General features: G+C 70.2%; 11 protein-coding genes and 1 pseudogene. 9 read left to right on the top strand and 3 right to left on the bottom strand.

Features of this window, described 5'->3' with window-relative positions:
- Nucleotides 1-257 precede the first annotated feature (257 nt).
- The 8 genes and pseudogenes from ACFW6B_RS03100 to ACFW6B_RS03065 all read left to right on the top strand — a co-directional run bounded on the left by ACFW6B_RS03100 (nt 258) and on the right by ACFW6B_RS03065 (nt 10,216).
- Nucleotides 258-1,487 carry an acyl-CoA dehydrogenase family protein gene (locus ACFW6B_RS03100; protein ID WP_386591575.1) on the top strand — a complete coding sequence of 410 codons (1,230 nt, stop codon included), beginning with the start codon at nt 258-260 and terminating at the stop codon, nt 1,485-1,487.
- A gap of 59 nt (nt 1,488-1,546) precedes the next feature.
- A complete protein-coding gene (locus ACFW6B_RS03095; RefSeq protein WP_386591574.1) occupies nt 1,547-2,005 on the top strand; it encodes an RrF2 family transcriptional regulator in 459 nt (152 codons plus the stop codon).
- A 201-nt stretch (nt 2,006-2,206) separates the two neighbouring features.
- Complete coding sequence (locus tag ACFW6B_RS03090; RefSeq protein ID WP_386591573.1) at nt 2,207-2,686, top strand: hypothetical protein; 480 nt, start codon at nt 2,207-2,209, stop codon at nt 2,684-2,686.
- A 136-nt stretch (nt 2,687-2,822) separates the two neighbouring features.
- The gene (locus ACFW6B_RS03085) at nt 2,823-3,428 is read left to right on the top strand and encodes a PadR family transcriptional regulator (RefSeq protein ID WP_386591572.1); all 606 of its coding nucleotides are present in this window, start codon (nt 2,823-2,825) and stop codon (nt 3,426-3,428) included.
- A gap of 82 nt (nt 3,429-3,510) precedes the next feature.
- Nucleotides 3,511-5,232, top strand: coding sequence for an acyl-CoA dehydrogenase family protein (locus ACFW6B_RS03080; RefSeq protein ID WP_386591571.1), 1,722 nt, complete (start codon nt 3,511-3,513; stop codon nt 5,230-5,232).
- A 461-nt stretch (nt 5,233-5,693) separates the two neighbouring features.
- A pseudogene (locus ACFW6B_RS03075) lies at nt 5,694-8,279 on the top strand (DNRLRE domain-containing protein); the annotation flags it as partial.
- Nucleotides 8,280-8,333: 54 nt separating this feature from the next.
- Nucleotides 8,334-9,671 carry an amidase domain-containing protein gene (locus tag ACFW6B_RS03070; protein ID WP_386591717.1) on the top strand — a complete coding sequence of 446 codons (1,338 nt, stop codon included), beginning with the start codon at nt 8,334-8,336 and terminating at the stop codon, nt 9,669-9,671.
- Entirely contained in the window at nt 9,668-10,216 is a 549-nt protein-coding gene (locus tag ACFW6B_RS03065) for a hypothetical protein (protein WP_386591570.1), read from the top strand. Before ACFW6B_RS03070 ends, ACFW6B_RS03065 begins: the two co-directional genes overlap by 4 nt.
- Nucleotides 10,217-10,527: 311 nt before the next feature.
- Here the strand turns inward: ACFW6B_RS03065 and ACFW6B_RS03060 are convergent, their stop codons facing one another.
- Both ACFW6B_RS03060 and ACFW6B_RS03055 read right to left on the bottom strand, forming a co-directional pair.
- Complete coding sequence (locus ACFW6B_RS03060; RefSeq protein ID WP_386591569.1) at nt 10,528-10,902, bottom strand: fic family toxin-antitoxin system, toxin component; 375 nt, start codon at nt 10,900-10,902, stop codon at nt 10,528-10,530.
- Nucleotides 10,902-11,141, bottom strand: coding sequence for a hypothetical protein (locus ACFW6B_RS03055; RefSeq protein ID WP_386591568.1), 240 nt, complete (start codon nt 11,139-11,141; stop codon nt 10,902-10,904). Before ACFW6B_RS03055 ends, ACFW6B_RS03060 begins: the two co-directional genes overlap by 1 nt.
- Before the next feature lie 169 nt (nt 11,142-11,310).
- Between ACFW6B_RS03055 and ACFW6B_RS03050 the strand changes: the two genes are divergently transcribed.
- Nucleotides 11,311-12,153 (top strand): hypothetical protein, encoded by an 843-nt coding sequence (locus ACFW6B_RS03050; protein ID WP_386591567.1) that lies wholly within the window; start codon nt 11,311-11,313, stop codon nt 12,151-12,153.
- 91 nt (nt 12,154-12,244) lie between these two features.
- Here the strand turns inward: ACFW6B_RS03050 and ACFW6B_RS03045 are convergent, their stop codons facing one another.
- Nucleotides 12,245-16,519, bottom strand: coding sequence for a discoidin domain-containing protein (locus ACFW6B_RS03045; protein ID WP_386591566.1), 4,275 nt, complete (start codon nt 16,517-16,519; stop codon nt 12,245-12,247).
- Nucleotides 16,520-16,796 lie beyond the last annotated feature (277 nt).

Raw genomic sequence — 16,796 nt, 5'->3', positions numbered from 1 at the left:
TTCGCCGTCGGCACGTCGACTTCGGTCACGTCGCCAGCGCGGTCTGTCGCGGCGCGTAGGACGCCCGGCACACATGTCTCGTGTGCCGCCGGGCCTTTCCCCCGCCCCCAGGTGATCCCGCGAATCCGCCCCCGCCACGAGCCGGGCGGGTCCCGGCGGGCGCCGCACCGTCGCCGTCCGGCGCGTGGACCGGGTGCCCGCCCGGCAGAAGACTCCGCCCCGGCGCCCGACCGCCGACTCTTGAGGAAACCATCATCATGGCCGTTGCCGCCGCACTGCCCGAGGCAGACTCCGCATCCGACCCGACCGGGACCGACCACGCGTTCTGGCTACGAGCGGCCCGCGAGACGGCGGACGACCTGGCCACGGACGCGGTGGCCAGGGAACAGGCGGGCAGACCCCCCTTCGACGAGGTGTCCCGGCTGCGCGAGGCAGGACTGCTGACGCTCCTGGTTCCGGCCGCCGCGGGCGGAGGCGGCGCGGACTGGACGACGGCCTACGCCGTCGTCCGGGAGATCTCCGCCGCCGACGGCGCGATCGGCCAACTGCTCGGCTGTCACTACTTCCTGTCGTGGAGCGCGCTGGCCTTCGCCGACTCCGCCCGCGCCACCGAGGCCGTGCAGCGCTCCACGAGGAAGCCCCACCTCTGGGGCGGCGGTCTCGCCCGCCAGGAATCGCCCCTGAGGCTGGCCAGGAAAGGCGGCGGCTACGTCCTGGACGGCCGGCAGAGCTACGCCACGGGGGTCCTGGTCTGCGACCGCCTCGCCGTACGGGGCGAGCGGACCGACACCGGCGAGCCCTTCGCCGTCGTCGTCGATCCCGCCCATCCCGGTGTGCGGATCGACGGCACCCCGGACACCTTCGGCCAGCGGCTCGCGGCCGGCGGCGGCGTGGACTTCGACGCCGTGCCGGTCACCGCCGCCCACGTGCTCGGATCACTGTCCGCGGACGAGGACGTCCTGTCCCCGCCGACCGCCTTCACGGCGCCGGTCGGGCGCCTCCTCTCCGTCCACCTCCTGCTCGGCATCGCCGAGGGAGTGCTCGCCGAAGTGCGCGAGTACAGCAGGGCGGGGCACTCACTCCGGCATCCCGCCTGGCCGGCGGACTCTCCCGCGGACCCACCGACGCTGGCCCTGCACGGGGAACTCACCGTCCTCACCCGCTCCGCCTCGGCGCTCGCCGAGCAGGCGGTGCGGGCCGTGCACGACGGGCTGGCGCGCGGCGAGGACCTGAGCTACGACGAGTACGCGGAGGTCTCCGTCCTCGTGGCCATGGCCGAAGCCGCCGCGTCCAGGGCCGCGCAGGAGTCCACCGCCCGCGCCCTCGACGTCGTCGGCGCCCTCTCCGCCTCGTCCCGGCTGTCGTTCGACCGCTTCTGGCGCAACGCGCGAACCCACACCCTGTACGAGCCCGCCGGTCACCGCCTGCGCGACGTCGGTGACTACTTCCTCAACGGCGCGCACCCCCCGTTCGTCCTGCCCGTCTGAGCGGGACCCGTGAACGCGTCGGCGGGGAACCGGTCCGAGCCGTACGGGATAATGCGCACATGCGGATTTCAGCCAGGGCGGACTACGCGGTACGTGCCGCACTGCAGCTCGCCGCGTCACCGGACGCGGGGCCGTTGAAGGCCGAGGCGATCGCCGAGGCGCAGGACATCCCGCACAAGTTCCTCGAGGGCATCCTGAACGACATGCGCCGGGGCGGTCTCGTGCTGAGCCGGCGCGGCGGCAACGGCGGCTACCGCCTGGCCAGGCCCGCGGGGTCCATCAGCATCGCCGACGTCATACGCGCCGTGGACGGGCCCCTCGTCTCGGTGCGCGGGGTCCGCCCCCCTGACCTCTCCTACACCGGCCCCGCCCAGTCACTGCTCCCCCTGTGGATCGCGCTGCGGTCCAACGTGCGCGAGATCCTCGAAGGGGTCTCGCTCGCCGACGTGGCGTCATCCCAACTGCCTCCCGACGTGAGCGCGTTGACCGACACTCCGGGGGCCTGGGCGAACCCCTGACGCCATCGCGCCGGACGCGTCGCCTCCCGCCACCGGCCGAGACGGCTCAGCGGGAGCCGTGCCGCATGCACGCATCCACCGGATGCGGCCGAAGCACGCCGCCAGGGTCGTGGGATCATCCCGGGGCACCGGATCCCGAGGCCGACAGCACAGGCCGAGCAGAACCCGGATCGTGGAAGTGCCGAGCCGCGGGAGACGTTCATGTGGGAAAACTTCGCCGTCACCATGATCCTCGCTCTCGTCACCGAGCCGATCCTCAGCCGGGTGCAGAAGCGATGGCGCCGTATGCGCATCGTCCGGACCGTCGCCGCACTGGAGCGTGGGGACACCGCCCGCATCCGCTGTGCCGCACGCTTCCGCAACTCCGGCGGAGGCCGGCACCGAGCCCGTCTGACGGTGAAGGCCGAAGGCGTCTTCCCCTCCACCGCTGACGGCACGGTCACGGAACTGCGGCTCGGCGCCCCGAGCCCCACGGTCGAAGCCGAAGTCGTCGCCGAACGCTCGATGCTGGTGTACGACGTGGCCGGGCGGCGGCTCGAGATCCTGCTTCCGGCCGAGGAAGACCGCCTCTTCACGGCCGTGCTCGCCAGAGCGCTGGGCAGAAGCGACGAAAACGCCACCACCTCCGCCACTCCCTCGACATCCCCTTCGGACCGGTCGTCCCCGCATCACGACGGCTGAGCCCGAACCGAGTCGCCCGGCCTCAGGCAGGGCAGGGCCCGCGTCCGTCCGGAAAGCTCCCTTCCCCGGGTGAGCCGCGTCTCACCAGGGCTGCCACGCTTGCCTATGCAACGAGTTGCATAGAAAGCTGTGCGGTATGGCGCTCGAACACGCGATCATCGTCTCCCTGCTGGAAAAGCCGGGTTCCGGCTATGAGCTGGCCCGGCGGTTCGAGCGGTCCATCGGGTACTTCTGGACCGCCACGCACCAGCAGATCTACCGCGTGCTCAAGCGCATGGAGGGCGAGGGCGTCCTCGCCGTGCGGGAGGTGCCGCAGCAGGGGCGGCCGGACAAGAAGGTGTACTCGGTCGCCGGCCCCGGCCGCGCCGCCCTCTCCCGGTGGCTGCACGAGCCGATCGAGCCGGAGAGCATCCGCCACGACCTCGCGGTGAAGATCCGCGGCGCCGCCTTCGACGACCCGGCGGCGCTCGTCGGCGAGGTCGAGCGGCACCGCCGGGTCCACAGCGACCGGCTCGCGCGCTATCTCGCCGGGGAGCAGCGGGACTTCACCGGGCCCGAGGCCCCCGCGCCGCTCGACGCCGGCCAGGAGCTCCAGCACGTCGTCCTGCGCGGCGGCATCGCGTTCGAGCGGATGACGATCGCCTGGCTCGACGACGTCCTGGCCACGCTCCACACCCTCGGCACGAAGACCGACGGGACGGGCGACGGCCCGCAGGACGGCCCTTCGCGGCCCTCGGCCTGACCCGCCCCCGCTCCCCCTCCCCCTCGCTTCCTCCGTCCCCGTACCGCAGTCCCCGACCCCGATCCCCGGAAGGCGAACCCCCGTGACCACCACTCCCTCGCTGTTCAACCCGCGCACCTACGACCCGGCGCACTTCGACCCCGAGACCCGCAGGCTGCTGCGGGCCACCGTCGACTGGTTCGAGGAGCGCGGCAAGCGCCGGATCATCGAGGACTACCGCACCCGCGCCTGGCTCGGCGACTTCCTCGCGTTCGCCGCCAAGGAGCGTCTGTTCGCCACCTTCCTCACCCCGGCCTCCGCCGCCACGGGCGAGGACCAGCGCTGGGACACCGCCCGGATCGCCGCCCTGAACGAGATCCTCGGGTTCTACGGTCTCGACTACTGGTACGCCTGGCAGGTGACCATCCTCGGTCTCGGCCCGGTCTGGCAGAGCGAGAACGCCGCCGCCCGCACGCGTGCCGCGGACCTCCTGGACCAGGGCGAGGTCTTCGCCTTCGGCCTGTCCGAGAAGGCCCACGGCGCCGACATCTACTCCACCGACATGCTGCTGGAGCCCCAGGCCGACGGCGGTTTCCTGGCCAGCGGCTCCAAGTACTACATCGGCAACGGCAACGCGGCCGGTCTGGTCTCCGTGTTCGGCCGCCGCACCGACGTCGAGGGTCCGGACGGGTACGTCTTCTTCGCGGCCGACAGCCGCCACCCGGCGTACCACCTGGTGAAGAACGTCGTCGACTCCTCCAAGTTCGTCAGCGAGTTCCGCCTGGAGGACTACCCGGTCGCCCCCGAGGACGTCCTGCACACCGGGCGCGCCGCCTTCGACGCCGCCCTCAACACCGTCAACGTCGGCAAGTTCAACCTCTGCACCGCCTCGATCGGCATCTGCGAGCACGCGATGTACGAGGCCGTCACCCACGCGAGCAACCGCATCCTCTACGGCCGTCCCGTCACCGCCTTCCCGCACGTCCGCCGGGAGTTGACCGACGCGTACGTCCGTCTCGTCGGGATGAAGCTGTTCAGCGACCGCGCCGTCGACTACTTCCGCACGGCGGGTCCCGAGGACCGCCGTTACCTCCTCTTCAACCCGATGACGAAGATGAAGGTGACCACGGAGGGCGAGAAGGTCATCGACCTGATGTGGGACGTGATCGCCGCCAAGGGCTTCGAGAAGGACAACTACTTCTCCCAGGCCGCGATCGAGATCCGGGGCCTGCCCAAGCTCGAGGGCACCGTCCACGTCAACCTCGCGCTGATCCTCAAGTTCATGCGCAACCACCTGCTGGACCCGATCGACGTTCCCGCCGTACCGACCCGGCTCGACGCGGCCGACGACGACTTCCTCTTCCGGCAGGGTCCGGCGCGCGGCCTCGGTTCCGTCCGCTTCCACGACTGGCGCGCCGCCTACGACGCGTACGCGGAGGTCCCGAACGTCGCCCGTTTCCGCGAACAGGCCGACGCCCTGTGCGAGTTCGTCACCACCATGGCCCCCGACGAGGAGCAGGGCCGCGACCTCGACTTCCTGCTTTCCGTGGGGCAGCTGTTCGCGCTGGTGGTGCACGGACAGCTGATCCTGGAGCAGGCGCGTCTGACGGACCTGGACGAGTCGGTGCTCGACGAGCTGTTCGCCGTGCTGGTCCGCGACTTCTCCGGGCACTGCGTCGAACTGCACGGCAAGGACTCCGCCACCGAGCGGCAGCAGGGCTGGGCGCTCGGCGCGGTCCGGCGTCCCGTCGTGGACGAGGCGCGTTCGGCGCGGGTCTGGGAGCTCGTCGAGGCGCTGTCCGGCGCGTACGAGATGTCCCTTTGACATGCTCCTCGGGCTGAGGCCCGAGGAGCCCGACCGTCCCTGCCGGGTGCCGTGCCGCGACGCGGCGCGGCACCCGGCAGGGGTTCCGTGACTTCCCGTTTCTTCGCACCGTGCCGGGACGAGTCCTGGTCTTACCCGCGCTCCGCAGGCCGTCACCGCCAGTCCTGCGGCCTGTTTCTCCACGCCCCGAGCCCCTCCGGCCCGCCCGGAACGATTCGCGCCATCAGACCGATGTGATCAGACACACCCCCGAGCGGGGCGCTCTGTGCCGTATTTCCGGAACGTCGCGACCATGCCAAACATCCTCAAGAGCGGAAATCCCAAGCCCACACCGTGTGCGTGTTCGCGCGGTGTTCGACAGAGTTTGAGGAAGCATGACAAGGCGTGAGTCCGTGCCGCGGCGCGGACGGCGGGGGTCCGGGGGACCCGCGCGATGGATAGCCGGAGGGGCCGTCCTGGCCCTGTCCGCCACAGTGCTGCAGAGTGCCGACGTGGTGGTGGCAGCACCGGCACAGGCCAACGGGGTCGCGGCCGCCGACGTGACTCAAGCAGTGGACATCCCTTCCGCGCGCGCTGCCGCGCGGACGTCGGGACACCGGGTCGAGGCGCTCTCCGAGCGTACCGAAACCTCCACGACCTGGGTGAACGAGAATGAATCACTGACCACCGAGGTGTCGGCGGGCCCCATCCGTTTCTACGACCAGGACACCAGGACCTGGCGCTCGGTGGACGTGAACCTGACCCGGGATGCCGACGGGGTGGTCGAGTCCAAAGCTCACCCGCAGGGGCTGAGACTGGCCGGACGCAGTACTGGCGACGGCGTTCGGCGGGCTTCTCCGAAGGGCTCGCGGGCCGTACGGGCCCACTCGGCCGGCCCGACCGACCTGGTGAGTCTCGGAGAAGGGGACGGGCAGATCACCTTGCAGTGGCAAGGCGCCCTGCCCGCGCCCGTGCTCGAGGGCAACCGAGCCGAATACGAGAACGCGCTGCCGGGTGCCGATGTGGTCGTCGAGGCCACCCGCACAGGCTTCGAGCAGTTCGTGGAACTGAAGCAGAGGCCGACGGGAGACTCCTACAGCTACACGCTGCCGTTGAAGGCGCGCGGTCTCACGGTGACCCAACGACCCGACGGCAGCGTGCTGCTGACCGACCGGCGGAGCGAGAAGACAGCGGTCATGCCGGCGCCGGTGATGTGGGACGCCACGGTCGACGCGGTCTCCGGCGAACACACCCGCACCGTGCCGGCGGCCATGAAGGTCGTCCACGACGGTTCTTCCGTCGACCTCGTGGTGACACCCGACGCCGAGTTCCTCGCCGACCCGAAGACCAAGTACCCGGTGACCGTGGACCCCTCCACGTCCGCGCTGTCGAACGTGATGGACACATACGTCCAGCAGGGCGAAACCGGGGACCTGTCCACCGACACCGAACTGGACCTGGGCAACCCGGGGACGAAGAACTCCGACGGCACCCCGCGCACCGCACGTTCGTTCCTCACCTGGAACACCGCGCCGATCGCGAACGCCCTCGTGAGCAGCGCCCGGCTCAGCCTCTGGAACTTCCACTCGGGCAACACGGACTGCAAGGCGGCCCCGTGGGAGGTGTGGTCCACCGGAGCCGCCTCGACCGGCACCCGCTGGACGTCCCAGCCGGTATGGAACTCCCGGACGGCCACCTCCACGGAGACGCGTGGCAACTCCGTCTGCACGTCGGCATCCGACGGATGGATAAACGCCGACGCGACCGCACTGGCACAGAATTGGGCCTCCGCCAAGGCCACTCGCGGCACGATGGGACTGCGTGCCGCCGACGAGAACGTCGTCGCCCAGTGGAAGCGGGTCAACTCCGCCAACGCCGCGGCCAATCCGCCCAGGCTCACCGTGAACTACAACTACCGGCCGCGGACCGGCATCAAGCAGCAGGCCGGTCCGCCGTTCACCCAGGACAAGACGGGAACCTGGCGCGTCGACACGGACACACCGACCCTGCGCGACACGTTCACCGACCCGGACGGCGACCAGGTCAACGGGAGCTTCCAGATCTTCGACTCCGCGACCAACACCCAGGTCGGTGACGTATTGGTGTCCAAGTACACGGCGAGCGGCACCCCCGCCGAGGTCGCCGTACCGGACGGCGTGCTGCGGCACGGCAGGACGTACCGATTCCGCACCTCACCGTACGACGGCACGCACTACAACACGGAATGGTCGGCCTGGGCCACCTTCAGTGTCGCCGCGCTTCCGGACACCCCGCAGGACCTTCAGGCCGGGGCCGAGCAAACCCTGACGCCGATCGTCTCCGCCGTCGTCACGAATCCGGCGCAGGGACGGATCAGTGCCGAGTTCGCGGTGAAGGACTCGGCCGGCAACGCCGTACCCGGACTGAACCTCTCGCCGGTGTGGACGGACAGCGGCCGGCGGGCCGCCCTCCGGCTTCCCGAACGAGTCCTCACCGACGGCGCCGCCTACCGCTGGACCGTCCGCGCCTGCACCAGCGTGGGCTGCTCGCCGTGGTCGGCGCAAAAGACCATGAGCGTGCGCGAGAAGCCGCTGCCCGCGGCACCCGACAGCAAAACGCTCACCCTCGCCGACGACACCCTCGACCAGGTGTCCACCGCGACCGACTGCGCCACCACGCCCTGCCCCACCGCGCCCGAAGGGACACTCCGGATCGGACCGGCCGACGGACACCAGTGGGCGGCCCGTTTCAAGGCGGACCTCTCCGACCTGCCCAAGGGTGCCCGGGTCACCTCGGCCGCGCTGTCGCTGACCCGCTCCGACTGCGTGGCCGACTGCACCCCACAACAGCCCGGCGTTTACGAGCTGTCGTCCGCCTGGACACCCTCCCGGAGTGGCGGGGAACTCCTCGACGCGGCCGGAACCGACGACTACGCGTCCGGCACACCGCTGCCGGAGCTGGACCTCGGCGCGCTGGTGCAGTCCTGGACCGATCGGGGAGAGAACCAGGGCTTCGCCCTGACCCTCCCGGCCGACGCGCACGGGGCGGCCTACCACTCGCTCACCGCGGCCGACCCGAAAGCGCGGCCTCGGCTGACGATCCGGTACCTGCCGCCCACGACACCCGGAACGGTCACCGACGTCGTGACGGTACCCGGCGACTCAGGTCTGATGGCCACGTGGAACCCGCCGCTCGATCCGGGCGCGGCCGGTGAGCTCCGCTACGCCGTCCAGGCCGAGAAGACCGACGGCGCCGTTGTGGCCGAGCAGGAGACCACCACACCGCGCGCCGTGTTCACGAAGCTCGACAACGGCGTCCCGTACCGCGTCTCGGTGCGTGTGAAGAACGCCGTCGGCGACGGGCCCGTGACGCGCTCGGCGCCGGCACAGGGCGCCGCGGTCCCAGGCGGAACCTCCCCGTACCGTGACGGTGTCCAGGAATACCTGGCCGCCCGGGACAAGATCCTCACCGGTGGCAGCCTCTCCGCGGCCGACGCGGCCGCCGACGCACCGCACGGCCCGGTCTTCGCCGCTCTGCTCGGCGCGCAGGAGCCGAACCTCGTCGACAACAGGCAGGCACTCGCCGACAACGGCCAGAACTACGCGGGCGCGTCGGTGGAGATGACGGATGTCCTGGTCAGCAAGGGGGCCACAGCGGACCAGGTCGTCGTACGGGCCACCGTCACGGAGTCGATGACGCTGCACGGCGGCGGCGACGAACCGACGAAGGGGAGCGCCCTCAAGCGGTACACCTTCGCCCTGACCGGAGACACTGCGGTCATGGACAGCGAAGCCGACGACTTCGACGCCGGGCAGACACTGTCCGCGACGGCGGCCGCGCAGTCGCAGGTGGAGACCACCTCCGCGGCGGACTCGGAGGCTCCGGACGACACCTCCGACGACCTCGGCTCGATCGAACTGGGCGAGAACGGCTTCCCCGACGAGACCCCGTCGGCGCCCGCGTCCACAGCCAGGGCCCTCGGCGCCAGATCGGTCAGCGGTCACGGCACCGCCAACTGGGCCTACAACCACACCGGCATTGGCTGGGAGTACTCCCAGGACTGCACCAACTTCGTCTCCAAGGCCCTCTACCACGGTGGCGGCATGAAGTTCCGATGGGGCGGTCGCAAGACCGACGGCGCGTGGTGGCAGCAGTACTACCTCTTCGGCTCGATCAAGAACAAGAGCTATACCTGGTCGGGCGCCGACAACCTGCGCCGTCACTTCTCCGGGCACCGCCCCTCGGCCCGCGTCTCCAAGACGTACAACGCGCAGCTGGGCGACATCGTCTTCTTCAAGTGGAAGAAGGAACGGCGCTACAACCACGCGGCGGTGGTCACCTCCAAGGTGCAGGGGCACCTGGGACTGTCCCAGCACGGCAGCAAGAACCACACCACGCTCGACGACGTGCTGGCGCGCTACCGCGGCACCAGCAATCCGATCCAACGAGTTCTGATCATTCGACCCAGGAGTGCCAAGTGAGGGCAGGGACCGCCGCGCGCGCCCCGATGAACACGGTGCTGGCAGCCGGTGTGCTGCTCGCGACGCTGACCGGATGCTCGTCCGCGGACGACACGGCCGGCACCCGCTACGCCGAGGACTACGCGGGCCATGAGCCGCTGCACGTACTCGGCTATCCCTCCACCGGCTCGCTCGGCGTCACGCAACAGCTCGTCTGGCGGATCGCGGACGACTCTCCGGACCGACTCGCGGAACTGGCCACCGATGACGGCGACGAGGACGCCGCGCGCAGCACGGCCGAGAACTGGATCAAGGCGTTCGGAAAGGGAGCGGGCGGGAAGGTGACAGCCGACTTCTACGACGAAGGATCCGAGCGCCAGACCGTCGTCCTCTATTTCCGGAACACCGGGCAGACGAAGGAGATCAGTGTGCGCCTCGACGGAGACGCGGGCGACAGCGGCTGGCACGTCCTCATGGACGAACCGTCCATGAAGGAGGCCACGGCGAAGCCCACCTGGGCACCCCGGACCCCGGGCGGCTCGGGTTCCTCCCGCACCACCCGCTGACCCCACCCCGTACACCCGTGGCGTCCTCGCATCCGTACCGCGCAGGACGCCATGGGCAGTGGGCCGGCCGTGATCACCGGCCTTCCAGGTCCAGGCCGTCGCGGCCGGTCCGAAAGGGGCGCGGATCCCGCGGTCAGGAGTCGAACAGGGCTGGTTCACCGACGTGCGGATGCGGTTCCTTGGTCCACCCTGTCAGACCCGTCGGCCGGGGAGCCCGTTGCCCGGCCGCACGTGATGATCCGTGGACCACGACGTGGAGGTTCAGAGCACACAGGGGCGAAGGCAAAGCAGCGCCTGGTGGTCGGTGGGCGTCAGGTGGTGGGCCAGGTGCGCAGCAGGGCCGCGATCTTTCCGGCGGTGCAGGAGGGGTCGAGGAGCAGGTCCCTCAGGGCGACGGCGTCCTCGCGTACGGGCTTGACGCCGATCCCGGCGGCCTGGAGGTACATGACGCCGCTGGCCGCGGCGACGGCGAGGTTGGAGCGCTCCAGCCAGCGGCACCGGCCCAGGGTGTGCACCAGTGCGGCGGCCTTGGCGTAGGGGCCTTCGTAGACGGGCTGTTCGAACAGTTCGGCGCGGTGCCGGGCGACCGCGGAGGCGGGAACGCCGTAGTCGTCCGGCGCCGGATCGTCGGCGCCGGCGGCCGCGGCGACCTGGAGGATCCAGGGGACGTCGATGTGCAGGTCCATCAGGCGGCGTGCGCTCCCCGGGCCGTCTGCTGGGCTTGTTCGGCCTCGTCGAAGACGCTCTGGTGTTCGGTCAGGAAGCGGGCGGCCGCGTCCACCGCCCGGGCGCGCAGCCCGCTGGTGTCGTCCTGCACCAGTCGGGCGAGATAGTCCCCGACGCTCAGCCCCAGGTCGGCGGCCCGCTTCTTCGCGAGATCAGCGATGTCCTCGTCCACGCGCGCGCCCAGCTGTGTCTTCGCCATACCGGCATGGTAACAGCCGTTACCATCCGGGAGAGGGAAATGGGGATATCCCGGCGATGACGGCGGAGACGCGCGACCCGCGTCGGGAGCCGAACGTCCGGCACGCCCTGGGCGTCACAGGTGCGGAACCGGATCCGGCTCCGTTCGACCGTCTTTCCATGGGGGCATCGTGCGATCCTGCAAGTTACTCGTCATCCTCGGCCTTGTCGCCGCCGCAGCCGTCGGATGCGGCAACCAAAGTGCGCCTGGCGACGACGACACCGCCGAGCGCGCCCGCCGCGTCGCCGCCGCCTGGGAGCCCTCCGAGGCGGCGCGCGTGTGGCGGCAGGCCTACTACTCGCTCGACGACGCCGTTCAGCTGCCCGACGGCGCCTTTCACGACGACGCCGACAAACGCGCGTACGCCACCCAGAACTTCGACCTGCGCACCTCCCTCCCCGCCCCTCCGAAGAAGCCGGGGAAGATCCGGTGGAGTGACGGCGACACCCTCTCCCTCCCCCTCATCTCGGCACGAGCGGCCTACGACAAGCTGGACCGCGGCGAGAACCCCGGTCCGGCGCTCACCGTGACCGGTGTCCGGCTCGGCGACATGACGCTGCTGACCAGCAAGGGAGAAGCGACCGTGCCCGCCTGGCTCTTCACGCTCAAGGGCTACGACACTCCGCTCAAACGCGTCGCGGTCACCCCCTCGAAACCGCCCCGCTCCCCGATCGGGGCCGTACAGCACGAGACGGACGAACTGATGCCGCTCGACGGGCTGGGCACCATCGCGCGGGACGGCAGGACGCTCACTGTGCGCGCCAAGCACGGAGCGTGCGACGACGGCCCGGCCGTCGATGTGCTCGAGACCGAGGGCAGCGTGGTGTTCTCGGCGTCGATCCGTGGCACCTCCGACGGGCCGTGCACATCCGAATCGCGCGTCGAGAAGGTGACGGTGAAGCTGCGCCGCCCGGTCGGCGACCGCATCCTCCTCGACGCGTTCACCGGCGGACCCGTTCCCACCCGCCAGTAGCCCGCCCGGCCCGCGCGGTGACCGCTCGGGTGAAGCACGGGGCCGCCCTCACGCGAGGGCGGCCCCGTACCCGATCGGTGCTGTCCGGCACCTACTCGATGTTGATCCTGAAGGTGCTGGTCGTGTTGCGGACGTCCTGGGCGTTGCCGCTCATCCGCAGGTTGCGGAAGGTGGCCTCACCGACCGCCGGTCCCTGGCCGGGCTCCGGCAGCTCGTTGGCCCAGATGCCGAATCCGGACTTGGCGTCGAAGGCGTCGCCGCTCTTCTTGGAGTCGGTGATGGAGATGTCGGTGAAGATGGTGTCCTTCACCGGGAACTGGGGCTGTCCTCCTACGTAGTTGGTCTGGAACATGACGCCGCCGTAGGTGGAGTCGTCGATGTCGACGTCGTTGACGCGGATGCCCTGGAACACCTTGGACGCGGAGAACGCCCAGATGGCGGGGAAGACCTGGGAGCCCCAGAAGTGGCCGCCCGTCCGCTCCAGGGACACCTTCTCGATGGTCGTGGGCTGGGTCCCGAAGCCGTTCATCGGGTAGCCGAAGTCCAGTGAGGAGATGGTGATCCCGGAGTAGACGAGGGTGTCGGCGACGCGGATGTTGCGGAAGGTGTTGTCGTAGCCGCCGTAGACGGCGATTCCGGCCGCTCTCCAGGTGAGCGTCGAGGTCAGGTTCTCGTACAGGTTGTTCTTCTCGTCGGCGCCTCCGGCGTCGATCGCCGAGAAGAGGGCGAAGCTGTCGTCGCCCGTGGCGCGCGCGTCGTTGTTGACGACGTGGTTGTCCGTGGAACCGTTCGTCATGTTGACGCCGTCGGCGAAGGTGTCACGGATGCGGGTGTTCTTGATGGTCATGCCGTCGGTGTTGGCGCCCCAGTAGAGGCACACCATGTGCTCGACCCAGATGTCGTCGATGGTGATGCCGGAGACGTTGGAGAAGTCGAACACCTTGCCCGGACCGTCGATCCGGGACGTGTAGTTGCCGAGGTAGGTGAAGCCGGCGAACGTGGATCCCTTGGCGCTCGCCTCGGCCCGGAAGCCGACGTCGGTGTTCTCCTGCGAGGCGGGGGCGTGGAAGCGGGTGAACCAGGGCCCGGCGCCGACGACCTTGACCGCCTTCCCGTAGACCTGGAACTTGCTGGACGTCTCGTAGTCGCCCGCGGGCAGGTAGATGCCGGTCAGTCGGCCCGTGGTGTCCATGCGGACCTTGTCGAGGGCGTTCTGCACGTCCTGGTGGGTGAATCCGGTCGGGACGGCGTACGCGGCCGGGTCCGGGTTGGGGGCCGCCGTGGCCTGTTCGGTGTTGATGAAGTCGATGGCGTACGTGGAGGAGTTGGCCGCGTCCTTCTGGAGCCGGATCCTGGAGCCCGCCTGGACGGTCCTGCCGAGCTGCAGGCTCGCCTCGTCGTAGATGTGGCGGGGGGCGCCGGAGCCGGGCGAGTTGCCGGGCGCGGTCTCGTTGCCGTAGAGCCAGGCGTACTTCGAGGTGAGGTCGATCGCCTTGAGGAACTGGCCGTCCACGTAGACGTTCAGCGTCGTGTTGGTGCCGTCGGGGATCGAGAAGCGGGTGACCAGGGTGTTGGTGGCCGCGCGGGTGGTCCATTCGACGTACTGGCCCGTGCCGTTGAGGGTCACCGCCTTGCGGCCGCTGGCCTCGCCGGCGACGTCGCCGACGGTCCGGTTCGGTCCGACGGCCTTGGCGCCGCCGCCGAGGGTGCCGTCCTCGGCCTCGTACATGTCGTAGGGCATGTCGGCGCCGCGGCCGACGAACAGGGCCTGTGCGGTGGTGTTGTTGGTCCGCTTGACCGGCAGTTCGTTGGTGTCGTCGGCGATGACGGTCCTGACGGTGTACTTGCCGTTGGCGGCCGTCCAGGAGCCGAGGTTCACCGGCGCGGTCGTCTGGCCCACGGCGATGGCGCCGTCGTAGGAGCCGCTGAGCGTCTTGACCGTGGCGCCCTTGGAGTCCTGGACCGTGAGGGTGACGCCGTGGCTGCCGGAGGCGGAGGCCACCGTGCCCTGGTTCTTGATCGCCACGGTGAACTTGACCTCGTCGCCCGCCGAGGCGCTGGAGGGACTCCAGGAGACCGGTGCGGCCAGGAGGTCGGAGCTGGAGACGGGCTTGACGACGAGCGCGTCGGAGCGGGTGAAGGTGTTGTTCGCCTCGTTCTGCTCGATCACCTTGTTCGACGGGTCCACCTCGGCGCCGACCGGGTAACTGCCCGCGTCGCGGGCCCCGATGCTCGCGGTGACGGTCTTCGCCTCACCGGCGGCGAGCGCGGGCACGTCCGCCGTGGCGGCCTTCGTGCCGCCGAGGGTGAAGTCGAGGTCCGTGGCCTTGGACGCCTTGGTGCCGCTGTTGGTGACGGTCGCCGTGAGACTGATGGCATCCGACTCGACAGGGGCGGCGGGGGTGTTGGTGATACCCGTGACCTTGAGGTCGGGGTTGGCTGCCGGGGTGCCGATGACCTGGAACTCGGCGGCCTGGCCGCCCGGGGCGCCGGAGTTGGACGTGAACCTGAGCCGGACGTCCGCGGCGGATCCGGAGACCGGGATGGTCACGGTGTTGCCGCTCGACGGGTTGAACGTGTAGTCCTTCGCCGCGACGAGGCTGGTGAAGGCCGTCGCGTCCTGGTCGCGGCCGAGCACCTGGATGTTCTGGGTACGGGTCGCCCAGGCGGCGTCCGGGTTGAGCTTGACGACGACCTGGCCGAGGTCGGCGTTGGCGCCCAGCTTGGTGGTGAGGGTGGCCGGGTAGGCTCCGCCCCCGCTCTCCCAGTAGGTGCCGATCTGGCCGTCGTTGGCGTTGGCGGCGACGTAGGTGAAGGTAGAGGAGGACGCCTCGATGGGCTTGCCCTCCGCGAGGTTGGTTCCCGAGCCGGTCGAGCCGGTCCGGGTGACGCTGTTGCTCGGCGCCGACACGTTCCCGGCGGCGTCCTTCGCCTTCACGTAGTAGGTCACCGTGGCCGTCGCCGACGGGGTGTCGGTGTACGTGGTGACGTCGCCCGCGACGGACTTGAGGAGCTGGTCGTTGGCGTAGACGTCGTACCCGGTGACCTTGACGTTGTCGCTCGACGCCTGCCAGGTGAGCTTCACGTCGCCGCCGGACTGCGTGTAGGCGAGGGCACCCGGCGACGTCGGCACCTGGGTGTCACCGCCCGATCCCTGCCGGGTGACGCTGTTGCTGTCGGCGGAGACGTTGCCCGCGGCGTCCTTGGCCCGCACGAAGTACGTGACGTCGGTGCCGGCCGGCTGGGTGTCGGTGTAGGTCAGGACGCCCCCGGCGACGCTCGCCCGCAGCTGCCCGTTGGCATAGACGTCGTACCCGGTCACGGCCGTGTCGTCGCTCGCCGCGTTCCAGGTCAGCTTGATCTGCCCGGTGGCGGGCTCGGTGAACGCCAGGTTCGTCGGCGCGGTCGGCGCCTGGGTGTCGCCGGTGGCCGGCCCGTAGACCTCCAGCTCGGACGCCTGTCCGGCGGGCCAGCCGGTGTTGGCCGTGAACACGGCCCGCACGTAGCGGGTCGTGGTCGTGTCGAGCGCGATGGTCGCCGACTGGTCGCTGCCGCTGTCGAAGGTGTACGCCTTCGAGGCCGTCAGGTCCGTGAAGTTCTGGTTGTCGGTGGAGCCCTGGATCTTCAGGGTCTGGCTGCGGCTCGGCCAGCCGCTCGGCAGTCGCAGGGTCACCTGGTTCACCTTGACCGAGGATCCGAGGTCGACCTGGAGCCACTGCGGGAAGGCGTTGTTGGTGCTCTCCCAGTAGGTCGCCCGGTTGCCGTCGCCGGCGTTGGCGGCGCCGTACACGTCGGCGTGCCCGCTCTCGGTGAAGGGCTTGCCCTGGGCGAGGTTGGGGGTCTGGGCGGCGGACGTCAGGACCTGCATCTCGGCCAACTGGGCCGTGGAGGCGACCGAGTTGGACCTGAAGTCGGCCCTTACGTAGCGGGCGAGGGTCGCGGGGAAGGAGACCTTCACCGTGTTGCCGTCGGCGGGGCCGAACACGTACTGCGCCGACGACTTGAGGGTGGTGAAGCTCTTTCCGTCCGCACTGCCCTGGAGGGCCAGCGTCTGCTTGCGGGCCTTCCAGTGTGCGGGCAGCCGCAGCACGACCTCGCGGACCCGTTCGGTCCGTCCGAGGTCGGTCTGCACCCACTGGGCCGACTTCTTTCCGGCCTGCCAGTAGGTGTCGGCGTCGCCGTCGGTGATGTTGGCGGCCGTGTGGCCGCCGCGGGCGCTGCCGGCCTTGGTGGCGGCTTCCGCGGCGGCGTCGGGGCCGCCGGCCGCGTGGGCACCGACGGCGGGCAGGCCCAGAACCATGACGGCGGATGCCAGCGCGGCGGTCGCTGCGCGGCGTCTCCAGGATCTCGGCTCGTGTGGAGTCATGCGGGGTTCACTCCCTGCGGAGGTTCGCGCGCCGGAGGGGCGGCGGGGTCGGCTCGTTCCTGGGCAGAGCGGTGGCGCGGTACGGCAGATCGGCAAGAGCTGTCCGCGCGGGGACACAAGATCCCCGACGGAGATTACACGCAGCTTCTTGCATTGTTTCATCGCAATATTGCAGAGCACTGCGAGCACGTCTACGGTCAGGACGCCACAAGTTTCACCATCAACACCCGCACCCCAACGCCGACGGCACGACGCACACGGTCAGCGCACCGGCGAC

Origin of the sequence: Streptomyces sp. NPDC058751, from assembly GCF_042746485.1 — a bacterium.
GTDB lineage: Bacteria > Actinomycetota > Actinomycetes > Streptomycetales > Streptomycetaceae > Streptomyces.
The sequence above is the reverse complement of the archived record's forward strand: the minus strand, read 5'-3'. Positions and strand labels throughout refer to the sequence as shown.